The sequence below is a fragment of the Candidatus Tectomicrobia bacterium genome, assembly GCA_016192135.1.
Taxonomy (GTDB): domain Bacteria; phylum UBA8248; class UBA8248; order UBA8248; family UBA8248; genus 2-12-FULL-69-37.
This window is the reverse complement of record JACPUR010000014.1, coordinates 1-20,772: the sequence shown is the minus strand read 5'-3', so window position 1 is coordinate 20,772 and position 20,772 is coordinate 1. Positions and strand designations below refer to the sequence as shown.

Sequence of the window (20,772 nt, the reverse complement as noted above, 5' to 3'; positions counted from 1 at the left end):
CCAATGCGTTCCGTCAAGGGGGAAAATCCAGGCGCCGCCGGGGCCTTCCGCTAGAGCCGGGGCCTTCCGCTAGAACGGCAGCCAGCCGGCCCCCTTGATGTAGCCGCGGAGGTAGCAGATCTGGCCCGCGTGGTGGGAGTAGTCGGTGAGCAGGATGCTGAGGAAATCGCCCTGCCGCTGGACGGCGGGGGAGGGCGGGTTCTCCACCTTCGCCGTGAGCATCTCGGTGGAGATGGCGGGGAGGATGTCCTGGGTGTTTTGGCGCACGGCCTCGGCGTAGGCGAGGAGGTCTTCCTTCCCGGCCCGGAAGGCGCAGACCTGCTCCATCTTGTTCCCCATGCCGGCGTCCTCGGCGCCGCCGGGTGCCTGGATGCGCTCGTGCCAGCCCCCCTCGATCCAGACCTGGGGCTCGCCGCTGAAGCGGGAGAGGATGGAGTCCTCGACGCGGGTCATGTGCCAGAGGAGCCAGGCGATGGGGTTGCAGTCCGCCTTGGGCTGCTGGAGGAACTCCTCGTCGCTCAGGCCTTCGAGGGCCATGCGGACGAGGTTGGAGTTGAGCTCCAGGGTCTTGGCGACGACGTCCGGGGCGGTATACATGAGGGCTCTCCAGGGGGAGGGAAGGGGATCATTCTATGCCACTGGCGGCCCGCAGGGAATTTGGCGCTCCGGCGCCCCGCCGTCAATCCGATGTCCCATGGAGTTGGAGGGGCGGACTTGACCCGCTATCCTGGCCCGCATGAGGGAAGTGGCCGCCCGGGACGGGAAACGGGGATGAGGAAGATCCTGCTCCGGCCCCTCGCGTGGATGGGGGGCCTCCTGCTCCTGCCCGCCTGTTGGGCGCTGGCGGAGGCGCTCGCGGCGGCGGCGCCCGGGGCCTTCCTCCACCGGGGAGGCGGGGAGCCGGGCTTCCTCCTCTCCCCCGGGGGCTGGGCCTTCCTCGCCGGGGCGCTCGCCTACCTCGCCTGGCACCGCCTGCGGCCGCCCGAGTTCCTCTACACCTTCGCGCACGAGTTCACCCACTTGGCCTTCGCCCTTCTCATGGGGAAGAAGGTGAGCCGCTTCGAGGTCTCCCGCGCGGACGGGAAGGTGGCCCTGAGCGGGACGAACTTCCTCATCACCCTGGCGCCGTACTTTTTCCCGCTGCTGGCCGCGCTGGCGCTGGCCGCGGGCGCCCTGGCGGGGCGCGTGGCCGGGTCGCCCTGGGTGGACCGGGCCACGGCCTTCGCGGTGGGCCTCGCCTTGAGCTTCCACTTGACGATGACCCTGCGGGTGCTGCGCTCGGCCCAGCCCGACATCGCCCGCGGCGGGCGCTTCTTCTCGTGGACGGTGATCGCCTTCGCGGGCGGGTTCTTCGCGGGCGGGACGGCGCTCGCGGCGGCGGGGGGCGCGGGGGCGTTCGCCGCCTTCGCGTGGAGCCTCCCCGGCCGGCTGGCCGGGGCCTACGCCTGGGCCGGGAGAGAGCTGCTGGCGGGCCTCGGGCTGCTCCTGGGGCGCGGGGGGATGTTCGGATGAGGAAGCGGCCCGCGCCCCTCCTGGCGGCCCTCCTGCTCTGGTGCGCGGGCTGCGGCTATCAATTGAGCGGCCAGGCCGAGGTGTTCAACTCGGGCGAGCTGGAGGGTGTGCGGCGGGTGGCGGTGGCGCCTTTCGCCTATCCCTACGACTGGACGGGGTACTTCCGCGACATCTACCGAAAGGCGGGCGTGCCCGCTCCTCCGGGGAGCAAGGTGGACCGGATCGAGGCCACCTTTCTCGTCGAGGAGGCCCTGGCGGCGCGCGGCTACGAGCCCCTCCCCTGGCCGGGCGGGGAGGAGGCCCCGCCCGTGATGCCCTCGAAGGCGCTGCTCGGGCGCCTGCGGGAGGGGGGGCATCCGGCGATGCTCGCCGCCCGGGGGGACGCCCGGTGCGAGAGCGTCGACGCGTGCACCGCCCGGGTCTCCCTCACCCTGTGGAGCACGGAGGGGGAGCGCCTGTGGTCGGCCGAGGCCTCCGCCTCGACCTTGATCCACCAGGGGGACGAGATGAAGGCCGCCATCCAGGAGGCGCTTTCGGGCCTGCCGAGGCGGAGGTAGGGAGGGGCTGCGATGCGCCATCCATCCGCCCGGTTCGTTTTCCCCCCTCCCTCCGGGAGGGGGGAGGGGGAGGGGAGATCACCGGGCTGCGCTCTGTGCAACCGGCTACATGGGTAACACATCAGACCGGGTACATGGGTGACACTTTACCCCACCGGCCCTTGGGGCCTCCCCGGCCCTCCCCCCGAAAGGGGGAGGGAGATCGCCGCCCCGCCGAAGGCAACGGATGCTTTCGGGCCTGCCGAGGCGGAGGTAGGGGACTGAGGAAGAAGATGATCGGGGCGTGAATTGTCCGTAGGGGCGGCCGGCCGCCCCTTGAAAAAGCGGCAACTCCCGCAAACCACCCCACCCCCATCCCCTCCCCTTGATAAGGGGAGGGGCGGAGGGGAGGGGTCGAACGGTGGCATGGTGGCCACCATCGAACGGTGCCGGGGGATGGAAAGTTTTCGCGTGATGGCCCTCACTCCTTCTGGTAATCGCAATATTTCAGCACGTCCTCCCGCGGGGGGCCGTAGACGGCGAGGACGCGGCAGCGCTTGCCGCCGAGGGCGCTGGCGCCGTGCGGGGTGCCGGGCGGGATGCGGAAGACCGAGCCGGCCGGCACGGCGCGCTTCTCCCCGCCGAGGGTGAACTCCACGTCCCCCTCCAGGACGAAGACGAGCTGCTCGAAAGGGTGGGTGTGGGGCGATTCGGTCGAGCCGGGCCCGAACTCGGTGATGAGAAGCATGGCGCCCTCACCGGTGAACACCTTACGGCTTACTCCGGGACGAACCGGATGGCTGGGGACGCTGTCCCAGTGGAAGATTTGCATCGGGCTCTCCTATATCCGGGGCAGAATGACGATTTGTCCGAAGCCGCATCGGCGAAGCCTGACAAATTGGCAATTTGCCAAGGCTATCCGAAAAGTTACGGACAGTGAAATCAATGGTTTATATAGGAATCCGAAATGGCACACCGCTTGCTTTATAGAACTATGCTGGTCGAGGCGTTCTTAGGCGGCACGTCTCGATTGGCAGGCGGATGGAGTAGTCGATCGGGTCGGCTCTCCTCCGCCACGCACTCATAATTCATCGGGCACCACCCTCTTGCTTACGGCTTCCTCTCCCGGCGACGGGAGGGGAAGCTTTTTTATGTCCGGCGGGGCCTTTGCGGGACGGCCCCCCCATGCTTTATGTTGGAGCGCTCGACGTATCCGCCGGCCCTGCCGGCTCCAGGCAAATGGGAAAAAGGAGAAGAAATGGCTGCGGATAAGGTGCGCCTGGCCTCGGTGGGGCTGGGCTGGTGGGGCGCGATGCTGGCCGAGGCGGTGAAGCGGAGCGGGGAGGGCGAGATCGTATCGTGCTTCGCCCGGGGTGCGGACGCCCGCAAGGCCTTCGCCGGGAAGGCCGGCTGCCCCCAGGCGGGGAGCTTCGAGGAGATACTCAAGGACCCCTCGATCCAGGGCATCGTCCTCGCCACCCCGCATTCGACGCATGTCACCATGATCGAGCAGGCGGCCTCGGCGGGCAAGCACGTCTTCGTCGAGAAGCCCCTCACCCTCACCGTGAAGGACGCCCGGCGCGCCATCGAGGCCTGCGAGAAGGCGGGTGTGACCCTCCTGGTCGGGCACCACCGCCGCCGCCTCGGGGCCACCCGCCGCATCAAGGAGATGGTCGAAAAGCGGGAGCTCGGCATGCTCCACCAGCTCGAGGCGAACCTGTCCATGTTCGGCGGGCAGACGCCGCGGCCCGGCTGGCGCTCCGAGCCGGGCGAGTCGCCCGCCGGCTCCATGACGGGCCTGGGCGTCCACATGGTGGACAACCTCATCTACCTCGCCGGCCCCGTGAAGCGCCTCTCCGCCTTCAGCAAGCGCCTGCTCGGCAAGAGCCAGCTCGACGACGTGACGAGCATCATCCTGGAGTTCGAGAGCGGCCCCCTCGGCTACATCGGGACGGGCTATGTCCTCCCCAAGATCTGCTACACCGCCGCCTACGGCACCGAGGCCAGCGCCTGGAGCGACGAGGACGGCGCCAAGCTCTACTTCCAGAAGAAGGGCGAGGACGTCCGCCGGGAGCTCCCGAACCAGGCGGGCGACGCCCTGGCCCTCGAGCTGGCCGAGTTCGCCCAGTGCATCCGCGGCAAGGCCAAGCCCGAGACGGACGGCCACGCCGGGCTCCAGGTGGTCGCGGTGCTGGAGGCGGTCATCGAGAGCGCGCGGACGGGCCGCGCCGTGGACGTCGCGGCCCTGCGCAAATAAGCTTGAGCGCGTAGAATGGCCGGAGGGGCGGCTCCCTCCGGCCGGCGCCGGATGCCCTTGCCGCGGCTCATTCACCTGCCGCTCTTGAGGTGCGCATGCCCCGAATGAACGTAGTCGGAACCTCGCCCACCAAGGCGGACGCCCTCGCCAAGGCGGTGGGGGATACCTTGTACGGAGACGATTTCCACCTCCCCGGCGAGCTCCACGCCCGGGTGGTCCGGGCGGCCATGACCCCGGCCCGGATCAAGAAGATCGACGCCTCGCGCGCCCTGGCGCTCCCGGGCGTCCACTGCGTCCTGACGGCCAAGGACATCCCGGGGGTGAACGCCGGGCGCTACGCGGACTACCCCGTCATGGCCGAGGACGTGGTGCGCGACATCGGGGACGCCGTCGCCATCGTGGCGGCCGAGTCGCGCGACCTGGCGGCGGAGGCCGCCTCGCTCGTGCACGTCGCCTACGAGCCCCTGCCGGGCGCCTACGACTTCATGAAGCCCGAGGGCGAGATCATCTGCGACTGGAACACCGAGAAAGGCGACGTGGACGCCGCCTTCGCCCGGCCGGACGTGGTGACGGTCGAGAACGTCTACTTCTCGGCCTGCCTCGATCACGCCTACATCGAGCCCGAGGGGGGCGTGGCCTGGGTGGACGAGCGCGGGGTGGTGAACGTCCGCGTGCCCACCCAGACCATCGAGAACTACCAGAAGGTGGCCTCCATCCTCGGCCTCCCGGCCAGCCGGGTGCGCTACGAGTGCCCCATGCTGGGCGGCGCCTTCGGCGGGAAGGAGCACCCCCTGCTGGGCGCCTTCCTCGCCCTCCTCGCCATGAGGACGGGCCGGCCCGTGCGCATGGCCTACTCGCGCGAGGAGAGCGTGAACACGGGGAGCAAGCGCCACCCCTTCCTCATGCGCTACAAGACGGCGGCCACCCGGGACGGCAAGCTCGCGGCGGTCGAGGTGGACATCCTGGCCGACGCCGGGGGCTACGCCTCGAACAGCAAGGGCCTCGTGATGGGGGCGCTCTGCATCAGCGGGGGGCCCTACGAGATCCCGAACGCCCGGGGCCGGGCGCGGGCCGTCCTCACGAACAACCCCTTCACCGAGGCCATGCGCGGGGTTGGGGCCAACCAGGTCTGCTTCGCCTACGAGTCCCAGATGGACGAGCTGGCGAAGCGCCTCGGCATGGACCCCGTCGAGTTCCGCCGCCGCAACTTCATCAAGAAGGGCGGCACTCTCATGCAGAAGCAGCCCTTGCCCAGCCGCGTCATGCTGCCCGAGCTGCTGGAGAAGGCCATCGCCGCCCTGGGCGGGCCGGCGGGCCGGGTGCCGGAGAAGGACCGCGGCCCCTGGCGCCGGGGGCGGAGCCTCATCGGCAACATGGGGGGCTACGGCCGCCCCCGCAACGAGGGCGAGGTCTACGCCTCCCTCGAGGACGACGGCAGCGTGAACCTGCGCGTCGGCGCCTCCGACGTGGGCGCGGGCCAGACCCACGCCTACCGCCAGATCGCCTCCGAGGTGCTGGGCATTCCGTGGGAGAAGGTGACAGTGGTGATGTCGGACTCCCACGTCACCCCCCTGGTGGGCATCACGGCCGGGAGCCGGCAGACCCTCATCTCGGGCGGGGCCACCCACCGCACCGGCCTCGAGCTCCGGAGCCGCCTCCTGAAGGGCGCGGGCGAGCTCCTCGAGGTGAGCCCCGAGGATCTCGACATCCGCGGCGGCCGCATCTTCGTCAAATCCGCCGAGGAGAGGGGCGTCACCGTTGCCCAGGCGGTCAAGAAGTGCCGCTCCATGGGCCTCGACATGTTCCACACCGGCAAGATGAAGATCGGCGACCACCGCTTCGAGGGCCACGAGAAGTACGGCGACGCGGGCGGCTGGATGGACTACACCTTCGGCGTCCACGGCGCCGAGGTCGAGGTGAACGTGGAGACGGGCGAGGTGCGGCTCCTGCGCTACGTGTCGGGCCACGACGTGGGCCAGGCCATCAACGTCCAGCACGTGGAGGGGCAGTTCGAGGGCGGCACCATGATGGGCATCGGCCACGGCCTCTCGGAGGAGATCGTCACCCGCAAGGGGGCCATCGCCAACAACGAGTTCCACGGCTACCTCATCCCCACCGCCGTGGAGACGCCCGAGTGGGCGAACGTCATCGAGGAGTCGCAGGAGGGCCTCGGGCCCTACGGCGCGAAGGGCATCGGGGAGCCCCCCTGCACGGCGGGGGCCGCCGCCGTGGCCTGCGCCGTGAGCCACGCCATCGGCGCCCGCATCACCCGCATCCCCATCACCCCGGACCACGTGCTCGAGGTGCTGGGCAAGCTCAAGAAGAGCCCGAAGGCCTCGAAGGCAGGGGGCAACGGCAAGGGGCGGTAGCACGTTCGTAGCCAGACACAGAAGCGGCCCCGCAGGGATGCGGGGCCGCTTTTTTTACAAGACGACGAACGAAATGTTAGTGGTTAAGCCAGGACAATTTTTCCCGCGCGATGGCTTGTGCCGCCAAAACGAGATCACGGAAAGCATGAGCTCCGAACAGGGAATTCGAATTGTCCTTTTTGATGATCTGCGATGTTTTCCTTAGGAGTGAGAATATGGGGCGAAGCTCCCGGATGGTTGGGTGATTCTTGGAACGGACGAACACATTGGTCAGGGCAGTCAGGAGGTCTTCCGGCCTTCCGTTGTGAATGTGGGGGTCGGTCCCGTCGAGGTCGCTCAGCGATTTGTTCAGCCGGTGTCTCCGTGCCTCGAACACGAACCATTTATGGGACCGCGATTCCAATTTTGCGCACGCCACGACGAGGCCGAGCTCGAATGGCATGTTGAAGCGGGGTGTCGGGGGCGAGTTGCGATCCAACTGTACGCGGGAGAGATCGTGGAGAGAATAAGAGCAACCGCGAATTAGTTTGAAGATTCGCTCCAACCGCCGGTCGCTGCTTGGAATTTCCAGTGTCGCATGAGGGATTAGGCCAAATGCACACAAGCCGGCGATATAAGCTATGAACAGAGTCTCATAACGCTTATCGTAAGGGATGTTTAAGAATACGGTATTCGCAGGTTTCCGCTTCCCTTGTCGTTTAGGCGGCATGATTGTTGATACCTGTCAGGGCTTGCCTTAGAGAGAAACGGACAGCACGGGTATCACTTTTTTCTTTTTTTGGCCGTCCGCACCGCAGGGACAGCGCGGGCTGCCTCATTTTTCTGAACCTTGCGTACCATGTCGACAATTTTTGTGATTCTGGATTTGGCCACGCCGAGTTCGCGGGCGACAGCTTCCAAGGAAGGGTATGGCGTTGAGATTTTTGTTTTAGGCATGGCCCTTGTCCCTGATTTAGAGAAATTCAATAGCCAATAAAAATATAGCCTTTAAGGCGAGGGTGAAGCAATGCTGTTTGTTAACAAAAGGATTGCCAGCATTTAATCGTCCGAGACTCCCGCCCCCCCGGAGCCCCCATGCTCTCCCCGCTCGATTGGTTCCTCATCCTGGCCTACCTCGCCTTCACCCTGGGGGCGGGGCTGTGGGTCTCGCGCCGGGCCTCGGCGAGCCTCGTCTCCTACTTCGCGGCGGACCGGAGCCTCCCCTGGTGGTGGGTGGGCACCAGCATGGTGGCCACCACCTTCGCCTCGGACACCCCGCTCGTCATCGCGGGGGTGGTGGCGACGAAGGGCATCTCGGGCAACTGGTTCTGGTGGTCGTGGGCCATCGGGCACGTGGGGGTGGCCGTCTTCTTCTCCCCGCTGTGGCGGCGGCTCGGGGTGGTGACGGACGCCGAGCTGCTCGAGCGCCGCTACGGGCGGGGGCCCGGCACCTTCCTGCGGGGCTTCAAGGCGGTCTACTCCTCCCTCGTCGTGAACCTGATCGTGCTGGGCTGGGTGTTCCGCGCGATGGGGAAGATCGCCGACCCCTTCCTCCGCTGGGAGGAGGCCCTGCCCGCGCCCGCCTGGGCGGCCGTCCAGGCGGCCTGGCCGGGGTGGCTCCTCATCGGCTCGCTGAACGAGACGCTCACCATCGTGGCCCTCGTGCTGTTCATCGGGCTCTACTCGAGCGCGGGGGGCCTGCGGGGGGTGATCCTCACCGACCTCTTCCAGTTCGCGATCGCCATGGCGGGGAGCGTCCTCTTCGCCTGGCTGGCGGTGGGGAGGGTGGGCGGGCTCTCGGGGCTGACGGAAAAACTGCGCTCGATCTACGGCGAGGCGGGGGCGGGCGAGATACTCTCCTTCTTTCCCCCCGCCGAGGCCGGGGCCCAGATGCTGCTCATCTATCTTTTCGTGGTGTGGTGGGCCCAGCACCACGCGGACGGGGGAGGCTACATCGCCCAGCGCCTGGTCGCGGCGGCCAGCCCCCGGGACGCCCGCCGGGGGATGCTCTGGTTCACCTGGGCCAACTACGTCCTCCGGCCCTGGCCCTGGATACTCGTCGGGCTGGTGGGCCTCGTGCTTTTCCCGCGGGGGATGGAAGCCCCCGCCGGGAGCCTGGCCGCCCGGATCGTGGCCGACCGGGAGGCGGCGTACGCCCTCCTCATGCGCGAGATGCTGCCGGCGGGCCTGCTGGGGCTCGCGCTGGCGGGGCTCCTCAGCGCCTTCATGAGCACGGTGGACACCCACTTCAACTGGGGGACGAGCTACCTCATCAACGACATCTACGCCCGCTTCGTCCGGCCCGGCGCCGGCCGCCGGGAGGTGATACTGGCGAGCCGGGCGGCCGTGCTCGCCATGACGCTGGGCTCGCTCGCGGTGGCGGCGCGGATCGGGAGCATCGAGTGGGCCTGGAAGTTCAACGTCTCCATGGGCGCGGGGCTGGGGCTCCCGGTGCTGCTCAGGTGGCTGTGGTGGCGGGCGAACGCGTGGACCGAGGTGGCGGGGATGGCGGCGGCGGGGCTCACCACGGCGGCGCTGCACTGGGCCGGGGCGGCGCCCTCGTTCCCGGTGCTGCTGACGGCCCAGGTGACGGCCGGGGCGGCGGCGATGCTGGCCGCGACCTATCTCACCCGGCCCGTCCCCCTGGAGGTGCTCCGGCTCTTCTACCGGGATGCGAGGCCGCCGGGGGCCTGGGGGCCGGCCCGGGGGCGGGGCGAGGCCGGGACGCCCCTTCTTCCCCTGGCGGCGGAATGGGCGCTCCTGAGCGTGGCCGTCTTCGCCGGAATGTTCCTCGCGGGATCGCTCCTGGTGGGCACCCCGGGCGAGGCAGGGATGTGGGGAGGCCTGCTCGCCCTCGCCCTGCTCGGGGCGGCGCTGCTGGGGAAGAGGGGACTTTCATCCAACAGGGACCTGTAGGGGCGTATGGCACACTGGCTGTTGCCTTGGCCTCTCCCCCTCCCTTCGGGAGGTCGGGCCCGCATGGGCCCGAGGGGGGAGGGAAGCCGCGAGGGGGATTCTTCCCCCACCCCATCCCTCCCCCGGAGGGGGAGGGGGTCCAAGATTTAAGCCTGTTCCTTCCTCTCATCCAGGGCGGTTTCACTTGACCGTCCCAGAATCGCCGGCCGCGCCTACTCCTCCTCGAACTCGGCGCTGTACTCGACCTTGATGCCCCGCTGGACGCTCTGGCTGGCGGGGCAGCCCTTCTCGTGCACTGCGAGGGCGCGCTCGGCCTCGGCGCGCTTGCCCTTGGGGATCCGGCACTTGTAGCGGACCCGGATGGTGGTGATGAGGGCCACGCCCTCGACGTTCTCGATGATGCCCTCGACCTCGGCGACCAGGTTGTCCGGCGAGCTCTTGATGCCGCGCGCATCCAGCGCGCCGCCCATATTGCCCGTCAGTCACCCGGCGACGGCCATCACCAGGTGGTCCAGGGTGGCGGGCCGCTCCTCCTCGGGCTGGGTCTTGTAGAACTTCGAGATGCCGCCGTGGATGCCGTAGGGGATCGGGGTGTCCGGGAAGGCGTCGAGGTAGGCCGTCTTCATGCCCCGGCCCGGCTCCTTCACGACGCGGGCCTTCGTTACGTGGATTACTTCGCCCATGGGTGAGCCTCCTGGCGGATGGAAAAATGTCATGGAGTGAAAACAAAGGATAGCACCCTTCCATTTCCGGGGAAACGGAGGGTTTCAGGACACGACGATCAGGGTCCCGGCCACGGTGAGGAGGGCGCCCGCGCACAGGCGCGGGGTGATGTTCTCGGATTCGCGGAGGAAGAGCCAGCCGACGACCAGGGCGATGAGGGGCTGGGCCGAAACGATGGCGGTGACGTTCACCGCGAGGGTGTGCTTGAGGGCGTAGTTGTAGGAGGGCACCGCCGCCGCCTGGAAGACCGAGGCGATGAGCAGCCAGGGCCAGGCCCGCCGGGGGATGGGGGGGAGCTTGGAGCGCGCGGCCTCGCCGGCGGCGATCGCCCAGGCCACCACGGCGCCGATCATGAGGGCGAAGGAGGCCACGGCCACGGGATGGATGTCCAGGGAGGCCCGCTTGAAGAAGACGGCGGAAACCCCCCACAGGATGGACGTCACCCCCGCCGCGATCCAGCCCAGGGTGCGCCACCCGGGCGAGGGGGAGGCGCCCTCGGACTGGGCCGGGGCCGCGGAGACGATGAGGGAGATCCCCAGGAGGAGGACGGCCAGCCCCAAGACGATGCGCAGGGTCAGCGGCTCGCCCAGCAGGGGCCAGGCGACGAGGGCGGTCACGAACGGGTAGCTCATCGCCACCGGCACCGAGCGGTTGGGCCCGAGGCGGTGGATGGCCAGGTAGAAGAAGGAACGGGAGATGCCGATGTGGAAGACGCCCGAGAGGAGGACCCACAGGAGCGTCCCCTCTATCTTCGGCGCGAACGAGGCGAGGGGGAGGACCGCCAGGGCGAACAGGGTGACCAGGAGGGCGTTCAGGGTGGTGAGGCAGGCCGTCACCCGGAGGACGGGGGCGTCGCGCAGGGCCATCTTGACGAGGAAAGAGAAGGCGGCCCAGGCGAGGGCGGCGACCGTGGCGAAGGCGAGGCCCAACGCGTGATCACCGGGGTTCAACGGCGTCTCCCGGGCGAAGCGGCCGCCCGCGGCTCCGGCCGGACGAAAAACGCCCCCGGCAGGGGGCTGCCGGGGGCGGCGTCATTACTTTTGGGAGTTGTAACAGAGGACGGCGCGCCAGTAGTCGAAGATGTTCACCCGTTCCTGGACGCCGATGGTCAGGTTGTTCTCGGCCATCAGGTGCTCGAGGTCCAGCGTGGTTTCCCAGCCGAACTTGCGGCAGATGCCGTTGATGAGCTCCTCGAAGCGGGCGAGGATCGGGTTCTGGCTCTTGAAGTGGTTGATGAATACGATGCGGCCGCCCGGCTTGCACACCCGGCAGATCTCGGAAACCACCTTGTGCGGGTCCGGCGCGGCGCTGACGACGTAACAGGCCGTGACACAGTCGAAGCTGTTGTCCGGGAACTCCATCGACTGGGCGTCCATCACGTTCAGATCCACATTCCTGAGCCCCAGGTTCGTCACCTTCTCCTGGGCTTTTTCCAGCATTTTCGACGAAATATCGATGCCGACGATCCGGGCGTCCTTGCGGTAGAGCGGCAGGGAGAGGCCCGTGCCCACCCCCACCTCCAGGAGGCGCTCGCCGGCCTTGAGGTTCAGAAGCTCAACCCCGACGTTGCGGCCCTCGCTGAAGATCCACTTGAACACAATGTCGTAAAACCGGCCCCAGCGGTCGTAGATTTTGACGACGGAATCCGCAGTGAGCATCCGATTAATCCTCGTCCGGACGGGATGCGAGCGTAGGTCCCGGCATGAATCCGAACCGCGTGCCGCAAGCCATCAATATGGGGTAACAGGCCAACCCGCAACTCTGTAGCCAGAAAGCCGTCTGAAGTCAACCCAAAGTCCGCCCCGCTTTCCTTTCGCGTCAAGAAGGCGAAGGGTCGAAGGAACGGTGAATTATAGCCCACCCGTGGCGGTTCTTTCCATGTAAAATCCGGGGGATCGGGCCAAAAATTGCCCATGAAAAGGGCGAAAAATTGACCCCGCCCCGATCCTTTCACTACTATAATTGCAGGTGCCGCGGTTTCGCGCGGACCGCCCGCCTGAGATTGGGCCGCCCAGGGGGACTCATATGCTCGGGACGGAGGTCCGGGATCCCATCCCGGAAACGCATGCCTTGGGGCGAATGCTGCGCAAGACCACCGAATCCGCCTTCGAGGCCGTCGGGTACACGGACGGCGAGATCATCGATTATGTCTGGCGGATGCTCCTGCGGTTCGTCCACGTGGACAATCTGTACCGGCGCGGCCGCCGGAACCAGGGGCGGCTCGAGCGGGTGATGGACTTCCTGCTGGAGGAGAGGGGCCTGCAGGGGGCCCCGCGGCGGGAGCTCAAGCGCCAGATGGGGGACGTATGCCTGTTCTTCACGGGCCTTTTCCCCGAGAGCCTTGAGCGCCAGCGGCTCAACCCGGGGTTCTACGTGATGCAGGGCAAGGCCGCCTACGGCCAGGTGGCCGAGATGGACGCCGTCCGGCCGACGGCCCGGGTCTTCCGCAAGCTCACGCACGAGTTCGACCATTGCGTGATGGCGCTCCACGTGGAGCGCCAGTTCCTGTACGATTCCGTCTACCAGTACGTTGGCCGCCAGTTCCAGGTGTGATCCGGAAAGGGAATTCTTCTGAAGGAGTGCTCGTGAAAATTCGCGAAAGACTGATCCAGGGAGGGGCGGCCCTCGCCCTTCTGCTCGCCAGCCTCGCGCCCGCTTTCGCGGCCCCCGCCGCGGCCCCGCCCCAGGAAGACAAATCCAAGGTGGTCGTGGCCGAGATCAACGGGCGGAAAATCACGCTCGCCGAGCTGGAGGAGCGCCTGATGCAAGTGTCCCCCGCCGTCCGGCTCCAGATCCGCAGCAAGAAGGAGCAGTTCATCGACGGCATCGTGCAGTCGGAGCTCCTGTACCAGGAGGCCCGCCGGCGGAAGCTGGAGGCCACCCCGGAGGTCGAGAAGCGCATCGAGGCGGCCAAGCGGCGCATCCTCATCGAGGAATTCCTGCGCCGGGAGATCAACCGTCCCGTCGAGGCGTCGGAGGCCGACCTGCGCGCCTTCTTCGAGGCCAACCGCGACCGTTTCCGCCGCAAGGAGCAGGTCACCCTCAGCCATGTCGTCCTGAAAACCGAGAAAGAGGCCTGGGACGCCGCCGCCGAGGTAAAGCGCGGGGTGCCCTTCGCCCAGGTGGCGCGGGCGCGCTCGATCTTCGAGGCGACCCGGGACGCGGGCGGGGTGATGGGCACGGCCGCGCGGGGCGAGCTGGACCGGAAGCTCGAGGAGGCCGCCTTCAAGCTGCCCATCGGCCAGGTGAGCGATCCGATCCAGACCTCCCTCGGCTGGCAGATCATCCGCGTGAGCGAGCGGCTGTCGGCCTCGGACGCGAAGTTCGAGGACGTCAAGGAAGATGTCCGGCAGATACACGCCGACGTCCGCCACCGGGCCGCCTACGACCGGATGATCGGCGATCTCAAGAAGAAAGGCTCCGTCACCGTCCATCCCGACCGATTCAAGTAGCGGGCGGGGAAGGCCCGGCCGGCCTGAACCCGGAGGCAGGGGTGCGCGCCCGGCCCCGGCCCGCGGCGGCGGGTTATCCACAGGATCTGCACCTTCTTTCCCCCATCTTTGGTGGCGGTTATTCCCGGCCCGTGCACAGGTTGCCCACAAGGAATTGTGCTTCGGGGAACAAAATCCTTTGACACCCACTAGATGCTGTGATGGAATCGCGCTTCCTGCATTGGGGAAAACCCCAGTAAGCCAATGGCTCAAACGGGATTCGCTTCCGCCATCGGGCGGGCGGTAGCGATGAACCTGGCCGGGAGAGGGGGAACCCTGCTCCCGGCCAGGCGTCCCGGGCCCGCCCCGCACCGAACGAGGTGCCCCATGAGCATCAAGTCCGACCGCTGGATCACGCGGATGGCCCGCGACCACGGGATGATCGAGCCCTTCGAGGATCGGCAGATCCGCAACGGGGTCATCTCCTACGGCGTCTCCTCGTACGGCTACGACATCCGGATCGCCGACGAGTTCATGATCTTCACCAACGTCAACTCGACCATCGTGGACCCCAAGAACTTCGACAACCGCTCCCTCGTGACGATCCGGGGCGACTCCTGCATCATCCCCCCCAACTCCTTCGCCCTGGCCCGCACGGTGGAATACTTCCGCATCCCGCGCAGCGTCCTGACGGTCTGCGTCGGCAAGAGCACCTACGCCCGCTGCGGCATCATCGTGAATGTGACTCCCTTCGAGCCCGAGTGGGAGGGCTTCGTGACCCTCGAGGTTTCGAACACCACCCCGCTCCCCGCCAAGATCTATGCCAACGAGGGCATCGCTCAGGTGCTCTTCTTCGAGAGCGACGAGGTCTGCGAGGTCTCCTACGCCGACAAGAAGGGCAAGTACCAGAAGCAGCCCGGCCTCACCCTCCCCAAGCTCTAGCCCTCCTCTCCGGCCGCCTTTTTTCCGGCCCCTTTCGGGCGCCGGGCGGCCGCGGGGGGAAATTTCCGCCCGCCGTCCGTGTTCCACGAATCGGGATTGCCGGGAAAAAGGGCTTTTCTGAGAGATGAAAAGAGGGTGTATAATTGGAGAGGATGGAAGTAATTGATGTTTGTTCGCTAAGGATATGAAATTAGGGGAGTTGGGGCGAATGCCCGCTGAATTGAGCCATTTGGACGAAAAAGGCCGGGCCCGGATGGTGGAAGTGGGGGCCAAGCCCGAGTCGGCCCGGGAGGCGGTCGCCCGGGGCCGGGTGGAGATGGAGCCCGAAACCCTCCGGCGCATCCTGGAGGGGGGGCTTCCGAAGGGGGACGTTCTGGGAACGGCGCGGGTGGCCGGCGTCATGGCGGCCAAGCGCTGCGCCGAACTCATTCCGATGTGCCATCCGCTCCGGCTGACCAGCGTGGAGGTCCGGTTCTGGCCCGCCGAGGGGGAGCGCGCCCTCGAGATCGAGGCCGTTGTCCGGGCCATGGACCGCACCGGGGTCGAGATGGAGGCCATGACGGCGGTCGCGGTGGCCGGCTTGACCATTTACGACATGTGCAAGGCGGTGGACCGGGGGATGGCTCTTTCCGCGGTCCGGCTGGCGAGGAAAACGGGGGGGAAGAGCGGCACCTATATTCGGCCCGGGGAAAGCATCGGCCCCCCTGGCGATTGATTCCGCCCCGTCGGGAGGTAGAGGCGTGAAGCGGATAAACGAGAAACCGAGGTCCAGGTTGTCGAATCTGGGGCTTCCGGCCTTCCGGGATGGAGGCGGAGGCCTCAAGGCGGCGCGCGGGGCGATTGTCCTGGCGGCGGCCGTTCTGGGCGCCTGGATGGGCGGCGCCCTGGGAAGCGGAGGAGCCGGCTACGGCCTGGGAGGCGTGCTGGGCGCCGCGGCCGGGCTCCTGGCGGTATGGGCGGAGACGGGCCTGGGCCGCGTGGGAGCGGGGGCCGCGGCGGGAGGGGCGGCCGGGGCCCTGGCCGGGCTGCTGGCGGCCCTGCTCGTCATCGGCGTTTCCTCTGCGGCTATCCCGGAGGCCGCCCGGTCCATCGCGGCCTTGTTCATCGGACTCATCCTGAGTTATCTCGGGGCCGCCGCCGGGGCCGCGCACGGGCGGCGGCTGTGGACGCGCCCGGAGGCGGCCGACGGGGCGGGCGGCGAGCCGTCGAGGGCCAAGATCCTGGACACCAGCGTCATCATCGACGGCCGGGTGGCCGATATCTGCGAGGCGGGCTTCCTGGAAGGCCCTTTGGTCCTGCCGCAGTTCGTCCTCAAGGAGCTCCAGCAGATCGCCGACTCGTCCGATCCCCTCAAGCGCAACCGCGGGCGCAGGGGCCTCGACGTGCTCCACCGCATCCAGCAGATGCCGGAACTGGACATCCAGATCGTGGACACGGACTTCCCCCGCGTCCGGGAGGTGGACGCCAAGCTCGTCCTCCTCGCGAAGGAGATGGCGGCCAAGGTCATGACCAACGATTTCAACCTGAACAAGGTGGCCGAGCTCCAGGGGGTGCGGGTCCTCAACATCAACGAGCTGGCCAACGCCGTGAAGCCCATCGTCCTGCCGGGCGAGGAGATGAGCGTCTTCGTTCTCAAGGAAGGCAAGGAGTACGGCCAGGGCGTGGGCTACCTCGACGACGGCACGATGGTGGTTGTCGATCACGCGCGCGACCGCATCGGCCACAACGTCTCGGTCTCGGTCACGAGCGTTCTCCAGACCACGGCGGGCCGCATGATCTTCACCAAGCTGCGGGACGATGGCGAGCCCCAGCGGAATGGCAACTGATCCCGGGAGCTCCTCTCCCGGACGATCCGGGGAGAGCCTCCCCCCTCCATCCAGGGTCGGCGCGGTGGTGCCGGCGGCGGGGCGGGGGGAGCGTCTGCCCGGTCCCATTCCCAAGCAATTCCGCCCGCTGGCGGGGCTCCCTCTTCTCTGGCACTCCCTCTACCGCCTGGCTCAGAGCGGCGCGGTGGGCTCCATCGTCGTGGTGATGCCCCCCGGGGGCGGGGGACCGCCCGAACTTCCCGAGGTGCGCCTCCCGATCCGGGTGGCCGAGGGCGGCCCGCGGCGGCAGGACTCGGTGGAGCGGGGCCTTCTCGCCCTGCCCCGGGACGTGGAGTGGGTCGTGGTCCACGACGGGGCGCGGCCCCTGCTGCCCCCGGACCTGGTGCGCGCCTGCCTGGCGGGGGCGCTGGAGACGGGGGCGGCGCTGGCCGCCCTGCCCCTCTCGGACACCCTCAAGCGGGGCGGGCCGGAGGGGTTCGCGGAAGCCACCCTCTCCCGGGACGGCCTTTGGCTGGCCCAGACCCCCCAGGCCGCCCGGCGCGATCTCCTCGCGAGGGCCCTGGCGGCCGCGCGGGAGGAGGGCCGGGAGGGGACGGACGAGGCCTCTCTCCTGGAGGCCATCGGGGTGAGGGCGCGGCTGGTGCCGGGCGATCCGATGAATTTCAAGGTGACCCGCCCCGGGGACATGGCCCTGGCCGAGGCCTGGCTGGCGAGCCCGCTGGCGGAGAAGAGGGCGGCGCCATGATGCGGGTGGGGGTGGGCTTCGATGTCCACCGCTTCGATGCGGGGCGCAAGCTCATCCTGGGCGGGGTGGAAATCCCCTTCGAGAAAGGCCTGGCGGGACACTCGGACGCGGACGTGCTGGTTCACGCCGTCTGCGACGCCCTCCTGGGCGCCGCCGCCCTGGGGGACATCGGCCAGCATTTCCCGGACACCGACCCCCGCTGGCGCGGGGCGGACAGCATTGGGCTGCTGGGCGAGGTGGTGGCCATGGCCGCCGCCCGGGGGTTCCGGCCGCACAACGTGGACGCCGTGGTGGTGGCCGAGCGGCCCAAGCTCGCCCCCTACATCGGCCGGATGCGCCAGCGCCTGGCCCGGGCCCTCGGCCTCGGGGAGGACGCGGTGAGCGTGAAGGCCACGACGAGCGAACGCCTAGGTTTCACCGGCCGGGAGGAGGGAATCGCCGCCCAGGCCGTCTGCACCCTGCGGCCTGAGGCGTCTTGACGCTCCTTCCGTCCGCGTGACAAATTCGGCTCCGGAATCCCTTTTCCGCCGCCGGCCCCGCCGGACGCTCGACCGCGATATCCCCGGGTTCAGGAGACGGAACTTGGCCGTTCAGCTCTACAACACCCTCACCCGCCGCAAGGAGCCGCTCGAAACCCTGGAGCCGGGCCGGGTGAAGATGTACGTGTGCGGGGTGACGGTCTACGACCATTGCCACCTCGGCCACGCCCGCGCCGCCATCTCGTTCGACGTCATCCGCCGCTACCTGGAGTACCGGGGCTACCAGGTCACCTTCGTGTGCAACTTCACGGACGTCGACGACAAGATCATCGCCCGGGCGCGGCGCCTCAAGATTCCCATCGGCCAGCTCACCGAGCAGTTCATCGCGGAGTACTACAACGACATGGACGCCTTGGGCGTCCGCCGCGCCGACGTCTCCCCCCGGGCGACCGAGAACATCGACGGCATGGTCAAGATGATCCAGGGCCTCATGGAGAAGGGCCTGGCGTATGCCGGGGCCGGGGACGTGTATTACGACATCTCCCGCTTTCCGGCCTACGGGAAGCTCTCCCACCGTGCCCTCGAGGAGCTGGAGGCGGGCTCCCGGGTGGAGCCCGGCGAGGGGAAGCGCCATCCGCTCGACTTCGCCCTGTGGAAGGCCTCGAAGCCGGAGGAGCCGGCCTGGGACAGCCCCTGGGGCCCCGGGCGCCCGGGCTGGCACATCGAGTGCTCGGTCATGTCGAGCCGTTACCTCGGCGAGAGGTTCGACATCCACGGCGGGGGGGAGGACCTCATCTTTCCTCACCACGAGAACGAGATCGCCCAGAGCGAGGGGTGCTTCGGCCACGATTGGGTGCGCTACTGGATCCACAACGGCTTCGTGCGCATCAACCACGAGAAGATGAGCAAGTCCAAGGGGAACTTCTTCACGATCAAGTCGGTGCTACAGGACATCCCGGCCGAAGTGGTGCGCTTCTTCCTCCTGGGCTCCCATTACCGTCACCCCGTCGATTACTCCGACCAAGTGGTGGGGGAGGCGTGGCGGGGGCTCGACCGTCTCTACAACCTCCTCCTGCGCCTGGGCCTCGCCGGCCCGGGGGAGGGCGGCGAGGCGGAACGCCGCATGAAGGAGGAGGCGGGCATCTTCCGCGCCCGTTTCGCGGAGGCCATGGACGACGACTTCAATTCCGCCCGGGCGCTCGGCCATCTCTTCGACTTCGCCCGGCAGGCCAACTCCATTCTCCTCGACGCGGGCGGCGCGCTCACCCGGGCCGCCGCGGCCCCGGCGGCCGAGGCGCTCCGGGAGGTGGGCCGGGTGCTGGGCCTCTTCACCCACGAGCCGGAGGAGTGGTTCCGCCGGGCGCGGCCGGGGGCCTCCGGCGAGGAAAACAACGGCCAGCTCGCGGACGCGCAGATCGAGGAGCTCATCGCCCGGCGGGCCGACGCCCGCAAGCGGAAGGACTTCGAGGAAGCCGACCGGATCCGCGAGGAGCTGGCGGGGGCGGGCGTCCTCCTCGAGGACGGCCCCTCGGGCACCATCTGGAAGCGCAGGCTCTGAATTGTCCTCCCGGCCATCCCGCGAGCGGGTGTGCGGGGTCCACGCGGTCCTCGGGGCCCTGGAGAAGGGGCGTGTGCTGCGGCTTTTCCTCGCGCCCGCTCGGGGCGGCGGGCCCGCGGCCCGCGCGCGGGAGCTTGCCGAGCGGCTGGGCGTCCCGATCGAGCTGAAGAGCGCGGAGTTTCTCGCCGATCTGGCCTCGACGCGCCAGCATCAGGGCATCGTGGCGGAGGTGAGGCCGCTGCGCCTGATGGACCTGGAGGAGCTCCTGGCCGCCCAGCCTCCGGAGCGTCCGCCCCTGCTCTTGCTGGACGGGGTGCAGGACCCCCGGAACCTGGGGGCTCTCCTCCGGACGGCGGCGGCCCTGGGGGCGGGAGGAGTCGTCTGGCCCAAGGACGCCTCGGCAGGGCTCACCCCGACGGCGGCCAAGGCGGCGGCGGGGGCGCTGGAGGTCCTCCCGCTGGCCCGGGTGACCAACTTGGCCCGGGCCCTGGAAGCGTTGAAAGAAAAGGGGTATTGGACGCTCGCGGCCGACCCGGAGGGGGAACTCTCCCTGGGGGGCCGGGAGTTGCCCCGTCCCGCCGCCCTCGTCGTCGGGGGAGAGGGGCGGGGGGTGCGCCGGCTGGTGCGCGAGCGGTGCGACCTGGGGGTGCGGATTCCCCAGAGCCGGGGTATAGTGGGCTCCCTGAATGTGGCGGTGGCTGCGGGGATCCTTCTTTTCAGCCTGGCCGCCGTGCGGCCCGCCGCCCCCGGGGCGGCGGGGGAGGAGGGGTGTTCCCCGGTCTCCGCTTGACAAAAATGGGGGCCGCGCCTACTTTGCCCCGCCTTTGTTGGCTGGCGTAGCTCAGCTGGTAGAGCAGCTGATTTGTAATCAGCCGGTCGGAGGTTCGAATCCTCTCGCCAGCTCCAAGGCGGGGCGGGCCCCCGAATGTATGCGGCAAGATCGGGGGGAGGTTCCCGAGCGGCCAAAGGGATCAGACTGTAAATCTGACGGCGTAAGCCTTCGGAGGTTCGAATCCTCCCCTCCCCACCAGGCATGAAACTTCCCAGCGTCGTCCCCGATCGGCGGCATTCGGGAATCGAGATGTGTTGTTCGCTGGAGTGAGAGGCGGGAATAGCTCAGTTGGTAGAGCATCAGCCTTCCAAGCTGAGGGTCGCGGGTTCGAGTCCCGTTTCCCGCTCCAAAGAAGTCACCGGCGGATTCTGCGATCCGCCCTCGGGCCCACGTAGCTCAGCCGGCAGAGCACTTCCTTGGTAAGGAAGAGGTCACCGGTTCAAGCCCGGTCGTGGGCTCCAGAGGAATTTTATTGAGGAAAGATTTTTTCCTCTTTCATCGGATTCCCCAAAGGGAGATGTGAAAGGCCATGGCGAAGGCGAAGTTTGAGCGGACGAAGCCGCACGTGAACGTAGGGACGATCGGGCACGTGGACCATGGGAAGACGACGCTGACGGCGGCGATCACCAAGCGTTTGGCGGAGAAGGGGCGGGCCAAGTTCGTTCCC

At 68.2% G+C, this 20,772-nt stretch carries 21 protein-coding genes and 4 tRNA genes; 19 read left to right on the top strand and 6 right to left on the bottom strand.

Annotated elements, in window-relative coordinates; translation table 11 throughout:
- Positions 1-69 precede the first annotated feature (69 nt).
- Positions 70-597, bottom strand: coding sequence for a DinB family protein (locus tag HYZ11_05430; protein MBI3127025.1), 528 nt, complete (start codon positions 595-597; stop codon positions 70-72).
- Positions 598-771: 174 nt separating this feature from the next.
- On the opposite strand from HYZ11_05430, the gene HYZ11_05425 reads away from it, so the two are divergent.
- Together HYZ11_05425 and HYZ11_05420 are read left to right on the top strand one after the other, a co-directional pair.
- Entirely contained in the window at positions 772-1,512 is a 741-nt protein-coding gene (locus HYZ11_05425) for a M50 family metallopeptidase (protein ID MBI3127024.1), read from the top strand.
- Positions 1,509-2,069, top strand: a complete 561-nt coding sequence (locus HYZ11_05420; GenBank protein MBI3127023.1) for a hypothetical protein — start codon at positions 1,509-1,511, stop codon at positions 2,067-2,069. The genes HYZ11_05425 and HYZ11_05420 overlap by 4 nt, the downstream gene beginning before the upstream one ends.
- Before the next feature lie 460 nt (positions 2,070-2,529).
- On the opposite strand, the gene HYZ11_05415 is transcribed toward HYZ11_05420, so the two are convergent.
- Entirely contained in the window at positions 2,530-2,880 is a 351-nt protein-coding gene (locus HYZ11_05415) for a cupin domain-containing protein (GenBank protein ID MBI3127022.1), read from the bottom strand.
- 426 nt (positions 2,881-3,306) lie between these two features.
- Between HYZ11_05415 and HYZ11_05410 the strand changes: the two genes are divergently transcribed.
- The 3 genes from HYZ11_05410 (at position 3,307) to HYZ11_05400 (ending at position 9,569) form a co-directional block, all read left to right on the top strand.
- A complete protein-coding gene (locus tag HYZ11_05410) occupies positions 3,307-4,305 on the top strand; it encodes a Gfo/Idh/MocA family oxidoreductase (protein ID MBI3127021.1) in 999 nt (332 codons plus the stop codon).
- 104 nt (positions 4,306-4,409) lie between these two features.
- Entirely contained in the window at positions 4,410-6,674 is a 2,265-nt protein-coding gene (locus tag HYZ11_05405; protein ID MBI3127020.1) for a xanthine dehydrogenase family protein, read from the top strand.
- A gap of 1,074 nt (positions 6,675-7,748) precedes the next feature.
- Entirely contained in the window at positions 7,749-9,569 is a 1,821-nt protein-coding gene (locus tag HYZ11_05400; GenBank protein MBI3127019.1) for a Na+:solute symporter, read from the top strand.
- 212 nt (positions 9,570-9,781) lie between these two features.
- Here HYZ11_05400 and HYZ11_05395 read toward each other — a convergent pair whose 3' ends face one another.
- From HYZ11_05395 to HYZ11_05380, 4 genes are all read right to left on the bottom strand, one after another.
- On the bottom strand, positions 9,782-10,039 hold the full coding sequence (locus HYZ11_05395) for an OsmC family protein (GenBank protein ID MBI3127018.1): 258 nt from the start codon (positions 10,037-10,039) through the stop codon (positions 9,782-9,784).
- A 12-nt stretch (positions 10,040-10,051) separates the two neighbouring features.
- Entirely contained in the window at positions 10,052-10,252 is a 201-nt protein-coding gene (locus tag HYZ11_05390; protein ID MBI3127017.1) for a hypothetical protein, read from the bottom strand.
- 84 nt (positions 10,253-10,336) lie between these two features.
- A complete protein-coding gene (locus tag HYZ11_05385; GenBank protein ID MBI3127016.1) occupies positions 10,337-11,242 on the bottom strand; it encodes a DMT family transporter in 906 nt (301 codons plus the stop codon).
- 84 nt (positions 11,243-11,326) lie between these two features.
- Positions 11,327-11,950 (bottom strand): methyltransferase domain-containing protein, encoded by a 624-nt coding sequence (locus HYZ11_05380; protein MBI3127015.1) that lies wholly within the window; start codon positions 11,948-11,950, stop codon positions 11,327-11,329.
- Between the two features lie 412 nt (positions 11,951-12,362).
- Here HYZ11_05380 and HYZ11_05375 point away from each other — a divergent pair, with 412 nt between their 5' ends.
- The 14 genes from HYZ11_05375 to tuf all read left to right on the top strand — a co-directional run.
- Positions 12,363-12,845 carry a hypothetical protein gene (locus HYZ11_05375; protein ID MBI3127014.1) on the top strand — a complete coding sequence of 161 codons (483 nt, stop codon included), beginning with the start codon at positions 12,363-12,365 and terminating at the stop codon, positions 12,843-12,845.
- A 32-nt stretch (positions 12,846-12,877) separates the two neighbouring features.
- Positions 12,878-13,744, top strand: a complete 867-nt coding sequence (locus HYZ11_05370; protein ID MBI3127013.1) for a peptidyl-prolyl cis-trans isomerase — start codon at positions 12,878-12,880, stop codon at positions 13,742-13,744.
- Positions 13,745-14,110: 366 nt separating this feature from the next.
- Positions 14,111-14,665, top strand: coding sequence for a dCTP deaminase (locus HYZ11_05365; GenBank protein ID MBI3127012.1), 555 nt, complete (start codon positions 14,111-14,113; stop codon positions 14,663-14,665).
- Between the two features lie 208 nt (positions 14,666-14,873).
- Positions 14,874-15,380: a cyclic pyranopterin monophosphate synthase MoaC gene (gene moaC / locus HYZ11_05360; protein ID MBI3127011.1), complete on the top strand. Its 507-nt coding sequence runs from the start codon at positions 14,874-14,876 to the stop codon at positions 15,378-15,380.
- Positions 15,381-15,537: 157 nt separating this feature from the next.
- Positions 15,538-16,491: a TRAM domain-containing protein gene (locus HYZ11_05355; protein MBI3127010.1), complete on the top strand. Its 954-nt coding sequence runs from the start codon at positions 15,538-15,540 to the stop codon at positions 16,489-16,491.
- 64 nt (positions 16,492-16,555) lie between these two features.
- Entirely contained in the window at positions 16,556-17,236 is a 681-nt protein-coding gene (gene ispD / locus HYZ11_05350; protein ID MBI3127009.1) for a 2-C-methyl-D-erythritol 4-phosphate cytidylyltransferase, read from the top strand.
- Positions 17,236-17,715 carry a 2-C-methyl-D-erythritol 2,4-cyclodiphosphate synthase gene (locus HYZ11_05345; protein ID MBI3127008.1) on the top strand — a complete coding sequence of 160 codons (480 nt, stop codon included), beginning with the start codon at positions 17,236-17,238 and terminating at the stop codon, positions 17,713-17,715. The genes ispD and HYZ11_05345 overlap by 1 nt, the downstream gene beginning before the upstream one ends.
- A 103-nt stretch (positions 17,716-17,818) precedes the next feature.
- Positions 17,819-19,273, top strand: a complete 1,455-nt coding sequence (locus HYZ11_05340; GenBank protein ID MBI3127007.1) for a cysteine--tRNA ligase — start codon at positions 17,819-17,821, stop codon at positions 19,271-19,273.
- 1 nt (position 19,274) lies between these two features.
- A complete protein-coding gene (rlmB, locus tag HYZ11_05335; GenBank protein MBI3127006.1) occupies positions 19,275-20,063 on the top strand; it encodes a 23S rRNA (guanosine(2251)-2'-O)-methyltransferase RlmB in 789 nt (262 codons plus the stop codon).
- Between the two features lie 40 nt (positions 20,064-20,103).
- Positions 20,104-20,179: transfer RNA gene (locus HYZ11_05330), tRNA-Thr, on the top strand.
- 38 nt (positions 20,180-20,217) lie between these two features.
- Positions 20,218-20,303: transfer RNA gene (locus HYZ11_05325), tRNA-Tyr, on the top strand.
- Positions 20,304-20,378: 75 nt separating this feature from the next.
- Positions 20,379-20,454, top strand: a tRNA-Gly gene (locus HYZ11_05320).
- Positions 20,455-20,490: 36 nt separating this feature from the next.
- Positions 20,491-20,566, top strand: a tRNA-Thr gene (locus HYZ11_05315).
- A 68-nt stretch (positions 20,567-20,634) separates the two neighbouring features.
- A partial coding sequence (gene tuf / locus HYZ11_05310) for an elongation factor Tu (protein ID MBI3127005.1) occupies positions 20,635-20,772 on the top strand: 138 nt, incomplete at its 3' end.